Genomic DNA, 16,639 nt, shown 5'->3' with positions numbered 1-16,639 from the left:
GTGGGAGGGAGCTTGTCCCCTCCCACAGGTTTACAGGGTAAACTCCCCTCCTTTTCATCTCTTCAACGGAGTTCGCCTTGCGTCTGTTTCATACCTCCGACTGGCACCTGGGCCAAAACCTTCACGGCCAGGAACGCGACTTCGAACACGCCTGTTTCCTCGAATGGCTGCTGGGTCAACTCAAAACCCATAGCCCGGATGCACTGCTCATCGCCGGCGATATCTTTGACACCGTCAACCCGCCGCTCAAAGCCCAGGAGCGGCTGTATGACTTCATCATCAGCGCCCACGAACAAAACCCGAAACTGACGATTGTGATGATCGCCGGCAACCACGACTCCGGCTCGCGTATCGAACTGCCCGCGCCGTTGATGCGCCGCCTGCGTACCCATGCGCTGGGCCGGGTGCTGTGGCTGGATGACGGCCAACTCGACGCCGAACGCCTGCTGATTCCCCTACCGGATGCCAAAGGCAAGATTGCCGCCTGGTGCCTGGCGCTGCCGTTCCTGCGTCCGGCGGAAGTCACCGGTGCACACCTGGGTGACGACTACCTGCGCGGCATCGGCCAGGTGCATGAATGGCTGATTGCCGCCGCCAACGCCAAGCGCAAAAAAGGCCAGGCGCTGATTGCCATCAGCCATGCGCACATGGCCGGTGGATCGGTGTCGGAAGACTCCGAGCGCAGCCTGATCATCGGCAATGCCGAGGCGCTGCCGGCCAGCCTGTTTGATCGGAGTGTCGCTTACGTTGCCCTCGGTCATTTGCACAAGCCGCAAAAGGTCAATGGCGAAGAACGCATTCGCTACAGCGGTTCGCCGATTCCGCTGTCGTTTTCCGAAATCGGCTACAAGCATCAAATCCTCGACGTGACATTTCAGGGCCAATGCCTGGTGAATGTCGAGCCGCTGCTGATTCCGCGCTCGGTCGATCTGCAACGCCTGGAGGCGGCGCCCCTGGCCGATATCCTCAAGGCCTTGGGCGAGTTGCCGGACGTCGACCTGCTGGCCGAAACCCAGCGTCATCCCTGGTTGGAAGTACGCGTACGCCTCGACGAGCCGCAACCCGATCTGCGCCAGCAGATCGAAAGCGCCCTTCAAGGCAAGGCGGTGCGCCTGGTGCGCATCGCTGCTGAATACGCGGGTAAAGGCAACCGCGAGGACGAAGACGACGACCGCCTGGTCGAACTCGACCAACTCACACCCCAGGAGCTGTTCAGCCGCGCCTGGCAGGACAGTTATGGCAGTGAAGTGGATGAACAGACCTTGAAGGACTTCGCCGTGCTGCTCCAGGAAGTGCAACAGGAGGGCGAGCAGCCATGAAGATCCTCGCCATCCGCCTGAAAAACCTGGCTTCACTGGCCGGCCCGTTCGAGATCGACTTCACCGCAGAGCCGCTGGCCAGTGCCGGGCTGTTTGCGATCACCGGGCCGACCGGCGCCGGTAAAAGTACCCTGCTCGATGCCTTGTGCCTGGCGTTGTTCGGCGCCGTGCCGCGCCTGGGCGACACCGGCCAGGCGAAGATGCCGGATGCCGACAGCGACATTTCCATCGCAGACCCGCGCACCCTGCTGCGACGTGGGACCGGTGGCGGTTATGCCGAAGTGGACTTCGTCGGCGTCAGTGGACGTCGCTATCGCGCGCGCTGGGAAGCCAATCGCGCCCGCGACAAGGCCAGCGGCAAGTTGCAGAACAGCCGCCAGAGTCTGATCGACCTGGACAGCGACCAACTGCTGGCCAGCCAGAAAACCGAATACAAAACCCAGCTGGAGCTGGCCCTTGGTCTGAACTTCGAACAGTTCACCCGCGCCGTGTTGCTCGCGCAAAGTGAGTTCAGCGCCTTCCTCAAGGCTAACGATAACGAGCGCAGCGAACTGCTGGAAAAGCTCACCGACACGGCCTTGTACACTCAGCTCGGCCGACGTGCCTTCGACAAGGCCAAAGAGGCCAGGGATGCGCACAAGCAGTTGCAGGACCAGGCCACTGGCGTGGTGCCACTGGCCCCAGAAGCCCGTGCTGAGCTGGACCAGCAATTCGACGCGGCACAACAACAACTCAAGACTCAGCAAGCCCAGCTCAAACAGCTTGAGCTTCAGCACACTTGGCTCAAGGAACTGCGCGAATGGCAAGAACGCCAACTGGCCGCGACCGAACAGCTAAAGCAGGCGCAGGCCGAATGGAATAACCAGGACGCGCAACGCCAGGACCTGAACCGCCTGGAACAGTTGGCGCCGCAGCGTCATCTGTTCGTGCGCCAGGCGGAAATCGGCACACTGCTGGCCCCGTTGGCTGCGCAGATCCAGTCGCATACCCGGCAACAAACCGAGTTGCATGTCCGCCAGGATCAGGCCCAGCAACAACAAACCAACGCGCAAACCGCGTTGGCTGAAGCCCTGCAAAACCAGGCCGATGCCGTACCTTTGCTGCGCCAGGCGTTCGAAGAACAAAGCACCCTCGCCCACTTGACCAAGGAGTTGGCCAAGCGCACCGAGGACAAACAGCAGCACGAAAGCGCCTGCATCGAAGGCCAAGCGCTGCTCAATGGTCTGCTGGAAAAACAAAGCCACGTCGCTGAGCGCCTCCAACGCCTTGCGACCGAGCTTGAGCGCAGCGCGGCGCTGGCACCGTTGAGCGATGCCTGGACCGCCTACCGCGACCGCCTGCAACAGCTGACGCTGATCGGCAATCGCCTGAATAAAGGTCAGGCCGAACTGCCGCAACTGGAGCAACGTGCGACCAGCGCCGCCGAGCAGTTCACCCAGCAACGCGAAGCCCTGGACCTGCTGTATCAAGAGGCCGGTGCCGAGCCCCATGCAGTGGCCGAGCAGATCCAATTGCTGGCGAGCCTGCTGCAAGACAATCGCAAACAACAACGCGCCTTCGAAGACCTGACGCGTCTGTGGGACAACCAGCAACAGCTGGACCAGCAAGCCGCTGCGCTGACGCAAAAGCTCACCGATGCCCAACAGCAACGCGAGCAGCTCAACCAGACAGGCCTGCAAACCAAGGCCGAGCTGACCGTTGCCGAACAGACGCTGAGCGTGACCAAACAATTGCTGGAACGTCAGCGCCTGGCCCGCAGCGCCAGCGTCGAGGAGTTGCGCGAGCAGTTGCAAGACGACCAGCCCTGCCCGGTGTGCGGCAGCCACGAACACCCCTACCACCAGCCCGAAGCGCTGCTGCAAAGCCTCGGTCGTCATGACGAAAACGAAGAAGCCACCGCGCAGAAAGCCGTAGATAGCCTCAAGGAAAAACTCACCGAGTTGCGTGGCGAAGTGGGCGGTTTGATCGCCCAGCAGAAGGAATACCTGCAACAGCAGGAACACCTGGCGACCCAACAGCAAGCGCTCAAGCCAAGCCTGGATGCGCATCCGCTGACCGCATCGTTGCTCAATCAGGAACCTGCCAAACGCAGCGCCTGGCTTGAACAGCAACTGGGCCAACTGAGCCAAAGCATCGCCCAGGACGAGCAACGCCAAGGCGCCCTGCTCAACCTGCAACAAAACGTCGGGCGCCTGCAGCAACAACTGCAAGCCGCCCAGGAAGCGAGCCAGCAGGCCCGTCAATTGCTGGTTGACCAGCAACGCGAGCTGGCCAGTGACCGCGAACGCCTCGACCAGGAGCTGAACGCCTTCGCCAGCCTGCTACCCGCACAAACCCTGGAAGGTCTGCGCACCGAGCCGGCCGCCACCTTCATGCGGCTGGACCAGCAGGTCAGCCAGCGCCTGGAACAGCTGGGCCATCAACGCGATGAGCTGGCCGAACAACAAGAACGCCGACAGGCGATCGAGAAAGAACAGTCTCACCAGCAGCATCGTCAACAACAGCTCGACGCCCTGCTCCAGCAGGTCACCGAGCTGGCGACCCAACAGCAAGCGGCCCAGGCAAAACTCAGCGCGTTGCTCGGTGAACACACCAGCGCCGAATACTGGCAACAGCAGCTGGACCAAGCCGTGACCCAGTCACGCCAAAGCGAAACCGACGCCAACAAACAACTGCAAGAAATCCATAACGCCCTGATCCAACTGGCCGCCGACCTCAAGGCCCAGCAGGAACGCGAACAGGCGTTGCAGGCCGAACAATATGCCCTCGCCACGCGTATCCGCGAATGGCGCGCCTTGCATCCGGAACTCGATGACGCTGGCCTTACCCGCTTGCTGGCCTACGATGACGCTCAGGTCAGCCAATTGCGCCAACAGCTGCAGCACAGCGAAAAAACCGTCGAACAGGCCAAGGTGCTGTTGCAAGAGCGCGAACAGCGCCTCGCCGATCACCAGGCCCTGCACAATGGCAACCTCGCAGCCGAGGAGCTGGACAGCACCTTGGCCACGCTCAATCAACAACTGGCCGAGAGCGAGAAACACTGCGCCGAATTGCGCGCGCGCCAATCCGAAGACCAGCGCCGCCAGGAGGCCAATAAGGCCTTCGCCGAGCAGATTGCCAAGGCGTATGACGAGTGGCAGCGTTGGGCTCGCCTCAATGCACTGATCGGCTCGGCCACCGGTGACACTTTCCGCAAGATCGCCCAAGCCTACAACCTCGATCTGCTGGTGCACCACGCCAATGTGCAACTGCGTCAGTTGGTGCGGCGCTACCGCCTCAAGCGCGGCGGCAGCATGCTCGGCCTGTTGGTGATGGACACGGAAATGGGCGACGAACTGCGCTCGGTGCATTCATTGTCCGGCGGCGAAACGTTCCTGGTATCCCTGGCGTTGGCGCTGGGCCTGGCATCGATGGCGTCGAGCACGTTGAAGATTGAGTCGCTGTTTATCGACGAAGGCTTCGGCAGCCTGGACCCGGAATCCCTGCAATTGGCCATGGACGCGCTGGATGGCTTGCAGGCTCAGGGCCGTAAGGTTGCAGTGATCTCCCACGTGCAGGAAATGCACGAACGTATTCCGGTGCAAATCCAGGTCAAACGCCAAGGTAATGGCTTGAGCACCCTGGAGGTCAAGTGAGCGAGGCGCTGTTGTATTCGTTCCGGCGCTGCCCGTATGCCATGCGGGCGCGTCTGGCCCTGTGCTACAGCGGCGTGCCCGTGCGCGTCATTGAAGTCAGCCTGAAAGCCAAGCCGGCCGAGATGCTGGCGTTGTCACCCAAGGGCACAGTGCCGGTGCTGAGTGTGAATGGCGAGGTGATCGATGAAAGCCTGGCGATCATGCAATGGGCGCTAGCGCAGCATGATCCTGATGATTGGTTGCTGCAGGGTGACCCGGCGGTACTGGCGTTGATTGCCGAGAACGACCAAGGCTTCAAGTATCACTTGAATCGATACAAATACGCCGAGCGCTACCCGGAACATCCCATGGAACAGTATCGGGCCGAGGCAGAGGTGTTCTTGCAGAAGCTAGAGGGTTTGCTGGCGGGTCGCGCCCATTTGCTGGCCGATCACCCGAGTATGACGGACATGGCCCTCGCGCCGTTTGTGCGACAGTTTGCCCATGTGGATCGGGAGTGGTTTGCCGGTGCACCGTATCCCCGGTTGCAGCAGTGGTTGCAGCAGTTTCTGCAGTCGCCGCTGTTTATTGCGGTGATGGCAAAACATTAATTAACTGTGGTGAGCCCGCTCACCGCAGAAAGGCCGCTCACCACCATTAGCCCTCAACCAGGTTCAGTAATCGCTCGCGGGCAATCTCAGGCTCACCGTCCGGCAAATGCACGGAAGACAAGATGGGAGTGGAATAGAGGGCCAGAATGAGTGCGGCGAGTCGGATTGCCATGCTGTCGATTCCAGGTAGAAAGGCGTCAAAAGTTGAGCGTCAAATTTAAACACATGGCAATGTGATATCAATCATTTTTCTTTCGCACCTGCACAAACGCCAAACCACTGGAACAAGCCTGGCTTCGTTCCAGTGGTTTGGCGTCTGCTGTTGCGCGGGTTATTGCTGGGTTTTGTGATCCAGTGCAGCGTAGAAGTTGGCGCTCTGTTGCAGGTATTTCTGGGTGTAAGCGCTGGTGCTGGATTTTTTGCCGGAGACTTCCACGCTGGCCGCAGCTGGCAGGGCAACGGTGGCGGAAACAGCGGATGCGGCGATGATGGAGAAGAGATTCAGATTCATGTCGGTAACCCTTGTGTTCGTTTGGTTGAGTGGCCGGGGAAGGCCTTGGAACCAAACTTACGCCCGAGGGCTAAGCCTTAGAAATGCTTTGAAACATTAGCCGCTATTAATAGAATTAATACAAAGGCTCAGGCCCCGCATTGCGGGGCCTGTGGCTTATTGACGCAGCAGGAATTTGAGGTCGCTGGGCGCATCGATCGGCAATTTCTGCACGGTTTTACCCAGCAGGCCGGTTTTGGGGTCGCGTTCGACCACCACGATTTCGTTGCTTTTCTGGTTGGCGATCAGCAAAAACTTGCCGCTCGGGTCCAGGCTGAACTCGCGCGGATGGTCACCTTCCACGGAACGGCGTTGCAGTTCCTTGAGGTGCGCGGTGGCCGGGTCGATGCTGAATACCAGCAGTTGATTGGCCGTGCCACGGTTGCTCACGTACAGGAATTTGCCATCGCTGGAGGCGTGCAGCGCGGCGCCGGCCTTATCGGCCACCGGTTGCCCGGCGGCGAAGTCCACCAGCTGGGTTTGGGTCAGTTGGCCGTCTTTGTAGTCGAACACGGCGACCTGCGCGCTCATCTCGGTGGTCAGCCAGGCATGCTTGCCATCGGCGCTGAACAACAAATGACGCGGGCCACTGCCGGGCGGTAATTGCACCGAGGCGGGACTGGCCGGGGTCACTGGCAGCTCAGGGTTGGCCTTCGGATCGTAGTGGTAGGCAAACACCTTGTCCGCGCCCAGGTCCTGCACAAACACGTATTTGCCATCCGGCGACGAGACCACCGAATGCACGTGATTGGATGCCTGGCGTTCAGGGTTGATACGACTGGCCGGGTGCCCGCTCAGTTGCACCGGCGCTGACAGCTTGCCCGTGGCATCCACCGGCAACACCGCCAGGCTTCCGCCCGGGTCTTCCAGTACCGAATAGTTGGCCACGAACAGGTAGCGCCCATCGGCGGCCACGCTGGAATGGGTCGGTTCGTTGCCCAGGCTCTGCACTTGATTGATCAGGGTCAGCTGATGATTCTGCGGGTCGATGCTGTAGCTGCTCACACGCCCGACCGGGTCTTTCTGGCCTGGACCGTTCTCGTTGACCACAAACAGATGCTTCTGGTCCTTGGAAACCGTCAGCCAGGACGGGTTCGCCGCTTTGGCGGCCAGCACTGGCCGGCCCTGGAACTTACCGGTTCGGCTATCGAACTGCAGGCGGTAAATACCTTCGCTGCTGCCAGCGGTGTAGCTGCCCACCAGCAGTTCATAAGTGTCGGCCGGCGCGGCTTGCACCGACATGGCGCCTACGCTGCCGGCAATCAGCAAAGGCCAGAATTTACGCATCATCATCCGCTTCATCCTCATCGTTATTGTTGTCGCCCTTGATCGCGTTCAGGCAGACCAGACGGTGTTCACCGTCTTCGTTGCGCAAGAGCCAGCTTTGCAAGCTGTCATCAAAGGTGGCGGCGCTCAGTTGTTCTGGACTGAACATCCAACGCTTGAGTTCCCGGCCATCCATGCTTTCGATCAGCAAGTGCTGGTCGAACGTGAAGTCGAAGGCATGCAGTCCGTTGATGATCAGCATGTCGCTGTCGGTCAGGGCGGTGCTCAGGTTGGGTTGCGAATCGGTCATGATGTGAAGTCACTGCGGGGGAAAAGACACATGATAGGTCAATTCCCCCGCGGTGCCTTGCGGCAATGGTCTAATCGATCAATGCGCGAAGAGTGAGTTGCCCTTCTGCCCTGCCAGTTTCTCGGGTTTGATCAGGAAACGCGCCAGCGCCGGCAGCAGCCACAACGCACCAAACATGTTCCACAACAGCATGAAGGTCAGCATCAGGCCCATGTCGGCCTGGAACTTGATGGCCGAGAAGATCCAGGTGCACACGCCAATCGCCAGGCACAGGCCGGTGAACAGCACGGCCTTACCGGTGGACTTGAGCGTCTGATAGTAGGCCTCTTGCAACGGCAACCCGGCACGCAGGAAACTCTCCAGGCGGCTGTAGATGTAGATGCCGTAGTCCACGCCAATCCCCACGCCCAACGCCACCACCGGCAAGGTCGCGACCTTCACGCCGATGCCCATGAACGCCATCAGCGCGTTGCCCAGCACCGAGGTCAGGACCAGCGGCAGCACGATGCACAGGGTCGCCGCCCAGGAGCGGAAGGTAATCATGCACATGGTCGCCACGCACAGGTACACCAGGATCAGGATGGTCAGTTCCGATTCCTTGATCACCTCGTTGGTGGCGGCCTCGATCCCGGCGTTACCGGCGGCGAGGATGAACTCCAGGCCGTCCTTGTTGTTTTCCTTGGCGAAGTCCTGCACCGCATGCACCGCGCGGTCGAGGGTTTCGGCCTTGTGGTCGTTGAGGAACACCAGCACCGGTGCCAGCGAGCAGGTATTGTTGTACAGCCCATCGGCGCGGGCGATGGAGTTGTTCAGTACATCCGGGTTACGCGACAGCGTTTCCCATTTCAGGTTGCCCTCGTTCATGCCCTTGATCATCTGCTTGGACACGGTAACCAGCGAGATCGCCGACTGCACGCCCTCGGTGTTCTGCATCTTCCACATCAACTGGTCGATGGGCGCCATGGCTTCATAACGCGAGCAGCCTTCGGCCTTGGTCTTGACCATCACCACCAACACGTCGGAGCTGGTGGAGTAGTTGCTGATGATGAAGTTGTTGTCTTTGTTGTAGCGCGAGTCCGGGCGCAGTTCCGGCGCGCCTTGGTCGAGGTCGCCGATCTTGAGGTTCTGGCTGTACCAGAGGCCACCACCAAAGGCGATCAGGGCCAGGAAGATCGAGACTGGCGCGACTTTCGGGCTGGCGAATTTCGACAGCAGGCGCCAGAACGGATGCTCGCGGTTCGCGTCTTTCTTGCTCTTGGCAATCGCGCGTTTGCTGATACCGACGTAGGAAATCGCCACTGGCAGGAGGATGAGGTTGGTGAACACGATCACCGCCACGCCGATAGAGGCGCCGATGGCCAGTTCGCGGATCACGCCAATGTCTATGATCAACAGCGTGATAAAGCCCACCGCGTCGGCGAGAATCGCGATCATCCCTGGCAGAAACAGTTGGCGGAAGGTGCGGCGCGCCGCGGTCAGTGCGTTGTCCGCTTCGCTGGATTGCAGGGCGATACCGTTGATCTTCTGTACGCCGTGGGAAATACCGATGGCGAAGATCAGGAACGGCACCAGCATCGAGTAGGGATCCAGCCCGAACCCGGCGGCATGCATCAGGCCCAGTTGCCAGACCACCGCCACCAGGGTGGTGCTCAACACCGCAATGGTGCTGCGCAGGCAGTTGGTGAACCACAGCAGCAGGACCAGGGTGATGCCGAAGGCCACGCCGAAGAACAGCACCACCATGATCAGGCCATCGATCAGGTCGCCGACTTTCTTGGCGAAACCGACGATATGAATCTGGACGTTGGGATTCTGCTCCTGGAATTTGGTGCGGATCTTGTCTTCAAGCTCATGGGAGAACTTGCGGTAGTCCAGGGCCAGCAACTTGCCCTGGTCCTGCGGGTCCGGGTAGGACTCCAGCAGCGGGATGTCGACGATGCTCGACTTGAAATCGTTGGCCACCAGGCGCCCGACCTGGCCAGACTTGAGCACGTTGTTGCGCAGCTGATCGAGGCTTTCAGGCGAGCCGTTGTAGCTTTGCGGGATCACTTCACCGCCGGCAAAACCTTCTTCGGTCACTTCGGTCCAGCGCACGCTGGGGCTCCACAGCGACTTGAGGCCCGAGCGGTCGACGCCGGAAATGTAGAACACCTCGTCGTTGATCTGCCGCAGGGTTTCCATGTATGACTGGGTAAAGATGTCGCCGTCCTTGGCCTCCACCGAGATGCGCACCGTGTTGCCCAGGTTCGCCAGGTCATTGCGGTGCTCCATCATCTTCTCGATGAAGGGGTGCTTGAGGGGGATCATTTTTTCAAAGCTGGTGGACGGGCGAATCAACGTCGCCTGCCAGAACAGGAAAATGCTCACCAGCAGGCAGATCACGATCACTGCCGGGCGGTTGTTGAAGATCAGGCGCTCAAGAAAGGTCGCTTTATCGTTGTGATGACTGCTCATTCTATCCCCGCCCTTCTTATTGTTTTGTCGGTTCAGCGCCAGTTGGCGTGGCAACACGCACGCCACCCTGCCCGGCCAGAATCAAGTTGCCATTGCCGGCCGCCGTGACGGACGAAAGGGAAATGCGGTCCGGACGGTTGAACACGCTGAATGTCACGCCGTCGTCATGGCTGACCACCACGCTGCCACCGTTGCCGACGACAACAATCGAACCGTCATCCAACAACGTCGCTCCGGACAAACCAAACTCCAGCGCTCCCCGCGCGGCGTTCAGCTCAACTTGCTCCCAGGTGCTGCCGAAATCCGTGGAGCGGTACAGGTTGCCGCGCAACCCATACGCCAGCAGGGTTTGCGGCTGCGCCGTGCTGATCACGCCAAACAGCGAACCCTCGTAGGGGCCTTCAAGCTTTTCCCAGGTCTGGCCGTCGTCGCTGGAGCGGAACATGCTGCCCTGCTCACCGACGATAAGCAGGCCAGCGCCCTTGATACGGGCGATGGCGTTGAGATGGTATTGGTCTTCGTTGTCGAGGCGGTCGCTGACGTCCTCCCAGGTCTTGCCGCCGTCGGTGGTTTCGACCAACGCACCGTAGGCACCGACGGCCAGCCCGTGGTTGGCGTCGTTGAACCATACGTCGAGCAACGGGGCTTCGCGCTTGAGATCCTGGTATTGCTGGCTCCAGGTGGCGCCGCCATCGGAGCTGGCAAGAATTTGCGCATCGTGGCCCACCGCCCAGCCTCTCTTGTCATCGACGAAAAACACCGCCGTGAGCAACTGCCGGGTGGGGACTTTGGCTTGGGTCCAGGTGCTGCCCTGGTCATCGGAATAGAGGATGTGCCCGCGATCACCGACCGCCACCAGGCGTTTGCCCGCGCGGACAACATCGATCATCAGGCCTTTGGCGGCCTTGGGGGATTCAATCGCAAACGAGGTATCACCGGCGGCCTGGACAGAGGTCGACAACGCGGCCGCCGTCACCCCCAGTCCAAACAGCGAGAGCGCTGCGGCCAGCATCGCAACCCTGCGTGCGGCGCGTGGGCGGCAGACAACCCACCCCATGACAGGCTCACTCATAGACCTTTCTCCCATTTATTATTGTTATCGCTGCCTTCCGGGGCCTTGAAACCTGCAATCTAGAGCGCCTGGAGGAAGCAGGGGCCATCCTATCGGGCTTTCGAATCGTCTGACAATCGGCGCTACGTTATCTTTTGTTAACTGACGCCCTTTCGTCAGAGCCTGAATATAGTTGCATTCGCCGGGGTGATCATCGTAACCCTTATGAATTTTTATTCTATCTATTGAATTTAGGGAATTTTTATTCCATTAATAGCCCTTCTGAAAACAATAATCCAAAGGACCACGGCGATGCGTGAACTCGGAATCGGCTTGATCGGCACAGGCTTCATGGGACGCGCCCACGCCTTGGCCTTTAATAACGCTCGCGCGGTATTCGAACTGCCGGCACACCTGAAGCTGGCGGCACTGGCCGATGCCGACACCGAACGCGCACAGCGCTGCGCCACCGCCTGGGGATTTGCACAGGCCCATGGCGACTGGCAGGCGTTGATCGATAATCCCAACGTCGATGTAGTAGCCATCACCACCCCCAACCATTTGCACTACCCCATGGCCATGGCGGCCATCGCCGCAGGCAAGGCGGTATATTGCGAAAAACCTCTGGCCGTGAGCCTGGAACAAGCCGACGCCATGCGCCGCGCCGCCAGTAAGGCAGGCGTAGTGACACGGGTGGGTTACAACTACCAGCACAACCCGATGATTACGCTGGCGCGGCAAATGATTGCCAAGGGCGAACTGGGCGAAATCATCAGCTTCCAGGGCGAGTTCAGCGAAGACTTCATGGCCGACCCGGCCTCGCCATGGTCGTGGCGTTGCGAAGTCGAGCATGCCGGCGGCGCCCTGGCGGACCTGGGCAGCCACTTGCTGTCTATGGCGCGTTATCTGGTGGGTGATGTGGTCAGTGTGTGCGCCGATACCCAGACCGTCCACGCCCAGCGACCGTCCGTCAAAGGTAGCTCGGAGCACAAACCCATCGCGGTGGATGATCAGGTGCACGCCCTGCTGCGCTTCGCCAATGGCGCGCGCGGGACGGTGAGCAGCAGTTGGCTCAAGCAGGGGTACAAAAATCACCTGAATTTCGAGATCAGCGGGACCCAAGGCACCTTGGCGTTCGATCAGGAGCGGTTGAATGAATTGCAGGTCTGTCGCGTGGGCCAGGACGGATTCCAACGTCTGCTCGCAGGCCCTGCCCTGCCCGGTTATGCAGCGTTCAGCCCAGCGGCGGGCCATCAGTTGGGGTACAACGAGTTGAAGACACTGGAGGTGCAGGAGTTGATTCTGGCGCTGGCCGGTCAAGGTGCGGATGGCACGGACTTCGAGGGGGCGTGGGAGGTGGAGCGGTTGGCGACGGCGATTCGCGTGGCAGCCCGTGAAGAACGCTGGGTACAAGTGGGCACGGTCTAAACCGTGGGAGCGGGCTTGCTCGCGAATGCAGTGCGTCAGTCGCCAGATTCATGCACTGACACTCCGCATTCGCGAGCAAGCCCGCTCCCACATTGACTCACCTAAGCCGTAAGATCAGCGCAAGGCCCGGCGCAGCACTTTGCCGACGGTGGTCTTGGGCAACTCGGTGGTGCGGAACTCCACATATTTCGGCATTTTGTACCCTGTCAGATATTCCCGGCAGTGCGCCAGTATCTGCTCCTGGGTCAGGTTCGGGTCCTTGCGCACCACGATAATCTTGACCTTCTCCCCGGTCACGCCATCTTCCACCCCAATCGCCGCCACTTCGGCCACGCCAGGATGAAGCGCCACCACGTCCTCGATTTCATTGGGGTACACATTGAAACCCGAGACCAGGATCATGTCCTTTTTGCGGTCCACCAGGCGGATGTAGCCGCGCTCGTCCATCACGCCGATATCACCCGTCGACAACCATCCCTCGGCGTCCAGCACCTCGGCAGTGGCCTCCGGTCGTTTCCAGTAGCCCTGCATCACCTGCGGCCCACGCACTTGCAGTTCGCCCTGCTCGCCTATGTCGGCCAGTTCGCCATCTTCGCGAATAAAGCGTACCCAGGTCGACGGTAATGGCACGCCGATGCTGCCTGTGAACTCCATCTCGCGCATGCGCGCAATGTTGATCGGGCTGATGCTCACCACCGGCGAACACTCGGTGAGGCCGTAGCCTTCGATGATCGGCAGCCCAGTGACTTCCTTCCAGCGCTTGGCCACTGCCGTGTGCGTGGCCATGCCGCCCGCGATTACCATGCGCAGGTCGGAAAAGTCCCGTGCGCAGAATTCCTTGTTCTCCAGCAGACCGTTGAACAAGGTGTTAACCCCGGCAATCCCATTAAAGCGTTCCTTGCGCAGTATCATCTGCACGCGCTTCACGTCCCGTGGGTTGGCGATCAGGATGTTGCGCCCGCCCAGGCACATGAACATCAGGCAATTCACCGTCAGGGAAAAGATGTGATACAGCGGCAACAAGGTGACGTTGGTCTCCTGTTTGTCCTGATCCAGTTGGTCACCCACCCAGGCCTTGGCTTGCAACAGGTTGGCGATGATATTGCGGTGGCTGAGCATCACACCCTTGGCATCCCCCGTGGTGCCGCCGGTGTACTGCAGAAAAGCCAGGTCATCGAGCTGCATCTCTACCGGAAAATGGTTGAGCGCCCGCCCCTGTTTCAATACCTGGTTGAAACGCACCGCCCCCCGCAGGTTGAACGCCGGCACCTGCTTTTGCACGCTACGCAGGATGAAGTTCATCGCCGCGCCCTTGAAGGTGCCGAGCAAGTCGCCGATGGCCGCGATCACCACGCGCTTGACGCTGCTGCCGGTGATGACTTTTTCCAGGGTGTGGGCGAAATTTTCGAAGATCACCACGGTTTCCGCGCCGCTATCCTTGAGCAGGTGCTTGAGCTCGTGGGAGGTGTACAGCGGGTTGACGTTGACCACCACCGCGCCGGCGAGGATCGTGCCCAACAGGCAGATCGGATACTGCAAGCAGTTGGGCATCATCAGCGCCACGCGGTCGCCTTGCTTGACGCCCTGACCCTGCAGCCAGGCAGCGAACGCAATGCCCTGGACCTGCCAGTCGGCGTAGGTCATTTCGGTGCCGATGCTGACGTAGGCCACGCGCTCGTGGAATTTGTCCAGGTGTTCCAGGAACACTTCGCGTAACGATGGGTAGTCCATGATAGCGGCATCGATATCCGCCGGGACGCCAGGCAGGTAAGCGTTCAACCAGATCCGTTCGGTGTGTTCCAGGCTTACAGCGTTCATGGCAGTCTCCTTGTTGTTGTTTTTGATAGAGCTACTTTTCGACGATGGCGGTAATGCCCAGCCCACCCGCCGCGCAGATGGAAATCAGGCCACGCCCGCCGCCACTCTCATGGATGAGCTTGGCCAGCACCGCCAACTGCCGCCCCCCAGTGGCGGCGAATGGATGGCCACAACCGAGCGAGCCACCGTTGACGTTCATTTTCGTGCGGTCGATAGGGCCCAGCGGTGCGTCCAAGCCTAGACGCTCGCGGCAATAATCGGCGTCTTCCCAGGCTTTGAGTGTGCACAACACCTGGGCGGCAAAGGCTTCGTGGATCTCGAAAAAGTCGAAGTCAGTGAAGCTCAAGCCTTCGCGCTTGAGCATGCGCGGCACCGCGTAGGCTGGGGCCATCAGCAAGCCTTCGGTGCCGTCGACAAAGTTCACCGCTGCGGTTTCGCCAGTACGCAGATAAGCCAACACCGGCCAGCCGTTGGCGGCCGCCCATTCCTCACTGGCCAACAGCACCACCGAGGCGCCATCGGTCAGCGGAGTGGAGTTGCCGGCCGTGAGGGTACCGTTCTGACGATCGTAGGCTGGAGACAGGCCGGCGAGTTTCTCCAGGCTGGCATCGGCGCGCAGATTATTGTCCTTCGCCAAGCCGCGATAGGGGCTGATCAGGTCGTCGAAAAAGCCGCGGTTGTAGGCCGCATCCAGACGTTGATGGCTGGTGAGGGTCAACTCATCCTGGGCCAGGCGCTTGATCTGCCAGCGCTTGGCCATTTCTTCGCAGTGCTCGCCCATGGACAGGCCGGTACGGGGCTCGCCGTTACGTGGCAGCAGCGGCTTGAAGAACATCGATGGCTGGACTTTCATCAGCGCCTTTAACTTGTCGCCCATGCCCTTGGCACGATTGGCCGCGAGCAAGGTGTGGCGCAAGGATTCGTTGATGCCGATGGGCGCGTCGGAGGTGGTATCGGAACCGCCAGCAATGCCCACTTCGATCTGGCCGAGGGCAATCTTGTTCGCCACCAGCAACGCGGCTTCCAGGCCGGTGCCGCAAGCTTGCTGCACATCGTAGGCCGGCGTGTCCGGGGACAAGGTGGTGGACAGCAGCGACTCACGGGCCAAGTTGAAGTCCCGCGAGTGTTTGATCACAGCGCCAGCGGCAAACTCACCCAGCCGCTGGCCGTGCAGATTATAGCGGTCGACGAGCCCCTGGAGGGCGGCGACCAGCAGGTCCTGGTTGCTGTCGTAAGCGTACACCGTGTTGGAGCGTGCAAAAGGGATGCGGTTGCCGCCGATGATCGCGACGCGTCGGACCGGGGCCGGGTTGAAGCTGTAGTCAGTCATTGAATGCTCTCTTTCCAGACAAACAGCCCGCGCATATGAGGTTTGTCACCGGTGAAATTGCGCACTTCGAACTCACGGCGTGGGCCGGTCACGGGGTGACTCCATAGGGCGACCTGGCCTGGCAGGTAGATCGGCAGCTTGAAGTCGCAATGGGCCTCGGCCTGTTCCAATCCGCCAGGCGGTTGCTGGGCAGCGAGTGCGCGCCCCAATGTCCACATGCCATGGGCGATGGCGCGGCGAAAGCCGAAGAGCTTCGCGCCGACCACCGAGGTGTGGATCGGGTTGAAATCCCCCGACACCTGGGCAAAACGGCGGCCCAGGTCAGCGGGCAAGACCCAGCGTTGGGTACGCAGCAAACCGTCCTCCTGCAACGACAGCGCGTCATTCCACGGTTCACCCACCGGGTCCTTGACGGCTCGGCGCAGGTACAGGCTGTCGCTTTCCCACACCAGTGCGTCGGCGCCATAGGCACGGGTGGCGATGCTCAGCGCCTGACCCTTGGGATGGGCGACCCAGCGCTCGCAATACACCTCAATGCGCAACGCCTGGTCTTCGTGCAAGCGTTGGTGCTGACGAATCCGATTGGCCAGGTGCACCATGCCGCTGGCCGGGTACGGGAAGCTGGGGCGGGTCAGCAGCATCAAGTGCAGCGGGAACGCCAGCACATGGGGATAGGACAACGGCACACCCTGCTCGCGACGAAAACCACAGGCACGGCTATAAGTGGCGATGTCTGCGGCAGACAACTGCACTGCCGAGCGCACCAGGCGCTCCCTGGGCAGCGCAGGCGTACCGTCGAGCTTGGGTTTGCGCAAGGCACGCACACCATCCAACAGCAACCGAGTGCGTGACGGCGGCGGATCGATGATCTGTGTCACGTAGTCCATG

The 16,639-nt window shown here is 60.6% G+C and carries 13 protein-coding genes; 4 read left to right on the top strand and 9 right to left on the bottom strand.

The genetic code is table 11. The annotated features are described in order from the left end of the window. Window positions 1-77: 77 nt before the first annotated feature. Genes LVW35_RS13055 through LVW35_RS13045 form a run of 3 tightly spaced genes read left to right on the top strand, consistent with a single transcriptional unit; the run spans window position 78 to window position 5,544 of the window. Window positions 78-1,319: an exonuclease SbcCD subunit D C-terminal domain-containing protein gene (locus tag LVW35_RS13055; protein WP_233896043.1), complete on the top strand. Its 1,242-nt coding sequence runs from the start codon at window positions 78-80 to the stop codon at window positions 1,317-1,319. Continuing rightward, entirely contained in the window at window positions 1,316-4,954 is a 3,639-nt protein-coding gene (locus LVW35_RS13050; RefSeq protein ID WP_233896042.1) for an AAA family ATPase, read from the top strand. Before LVW35_RS13055 ends, LVW35_RS13050 begins: the two co-directional genes overlap by 4 nt. After that, entirely contained in the window at window positions 4,951-5,544 is a 594-nt protein-coding gene (locus LVW35_RS13045) for a glutathione S-transferase (RefSeq protein WP_233896041.1), read from the top strand. The genes LVW35_RS13050 and LVW35_RS13045 overlap by 4 nt, the downstream gene beginning before the upstream one ends. A gap of 46 nt (window positions 5,545-5,590) precedes the next feature. On the opposite strand, the gene LVW35_RS28925 is transcribed toward LVW35_RS13045, so the two are convergent. The 6 genes from LVW35_RS28925 to LVW35_RS13020 all read right to left on the bottom strand — a co-directional run bounded on the left by LVW35_RS28925 (window position 5,591) and on the right by LVW35_RS13020 (window position 11,181). Next, window positions 5,591-5,716: a hypothetical protein gene (locus LVW35_RS28925; protein WP_267924900.1), complete on the bottom strand. Its 126-nt coding sequence runs from the start codon at window positions 5,714-5,716 to the stop codon at window positions 5,591-5,593. Between the two features lie 159 nt (window positions 5,717-5,875). Next, complete coding sequence (locus LVW35_RS13040) at window positions 5,876-6,055, bottom strand: hypothetical protein (protein ID WP_016980181.1); 180 nt, start codon at window positions 6,053-6,055, stop codon at window positions 5,876-5,878. A gap of 156 nt (window positions 6,056-6,211) precedes the next feature. Further along, window positions 6,212-7,387: a lactonase family protein gene (locus tag LVW35_RS13035; protein WP_233896040.1), complete on the bottom strand. Its 1,176-nt coding sequence runs from the start codon at window positions 7,385-7,387 to the stop codon at window positions 6,212-6,214. Beyond that, on the bottom strand, window positions 7,374-7,670 hold the full coding sequence (locus LVW35_RS13030) for a DUF5629 family protein (RefSeq protein ID WP_233896039.1): 297 nt from the start codon (window positions 7,668-7,670) through the stop codon (window positions 7,374-7,376). The genes LVW35_RS13035 and LVW35_RS13030 overlap by 14 nt, the downstream gene beginning before the upstream one ends. Window positions 7,671-7,748: 78 nt before the next feature. Then, window positions 7,749-10,124, bottom strand: a complete 2,376-nt coding sequence (locus tag LVW35_RS13025; protein ID WP_233896038.1) for an efflux RND transporter permease subunit — start codon at window positions 10,122-10,124, stop codon at window positions 7,749-7,751. Window positions 10,125-10,140: 16 nt separating this feature from the next. Next, window positions 10,141-11,181, bottom strand: a complete 1,041-nt coding sequence (locus tag LVW35_RS13020; RefSeq protein ID WP_233896464.1) for a WD40/YVTN/BNR-like repeat-containing protein — start codon at window positions 11,179-11,181, stop codon at window positions 10,141-10,143. Window positions 11,182-11,487: 306 nt separating this feature from the next. Between LVW35_RS13020 and LVW35_RS13015 the strand changes: the two genes are divergently transcribed. Further along, the gene (locus tag LVW35_RS13015; protein WP_233896036.1) at window positions 11,488-12,603 is read left to right on the top strand and encodes a Gfo/Idh/MocA family protein; all 1,116 of its coding nucleotides are present in this window, start codon (window positions 11,488-11,490) and stop codon (window positions 12,601-12,603) included. A 114-nt stretch (window positions 12,604-12,717) separates the two neighbouring features. On the opposite strand, the gene LVW35_RS13010 is transcribed toward LVW35_RS13015, so the two are convergent. The 3 genes from LVW35_RS13010 to LVW35_RS13000 are packed head-to-tail and all read right to left on the bottom strand — an operon-like array spanning window position 12,718 to window position 16,638. Continuing rightward, window positions 12,718-14,421 (bottom strand): AMP-binding protein, encoded by a 1,704-nt coding sequence (locus tag LVW35_RS13010; RefSeq protein WP_233896034.1) that lies wholly within the window; start codon window positions 14,419-14,421, stop codon window positions 12,718-12,720. Between the two features lie 31 nt (window positions 14,422-14,452). Beyond that, window positions 14,453-15,751 carry an acetyl-CoA C-acetyltransferase gene (locus LVW35_RS13005; RefSeq protein WP_233896032.1) on the bottom strand — a complete coding sequence of 433 codons (1,299 nt, stop codon included), beginning with the start codon at window positions 15,749-15,751 and terminating at the stop codon, window positions 14,453-14,455. Continuing rightward, the gene (locus LVW35_RS13000) at window positions 15,748-16,638 is read right to left on the bottom strand and encodes a MaoC/PaaZ C-terminal domain-containing protein (protein WP_233896030.1); all 891 of its coding nucleotides are present in this window, start codon (window positions 16,636-16,638) and stop codon (window positions 15,748-15,750) included. The genes LVW35_RS13005 and LVW35_RS13000 overlap by 4 nt, the downstream gene beginning before the upstream one ends. Window position 16,639: the final 1 nt, after the last annotated feature.

The sequence above is a fragment of the Pseudomonas sp. HN11 genome (genome assembly GCF_021390155.1).
In the GTDB taxonomy this organism is placed as follows: domain Bacteria; phylum Pseudomonadota; class Gammaproteobacteria; order Pseudomonadales; family Pseudomonadaceae; genus Aquipseudomonas.
Note: the sequence above shows the minus strand (reverse complement) of the source record. Positions and strands in the feature narration are given on the sequence as shown.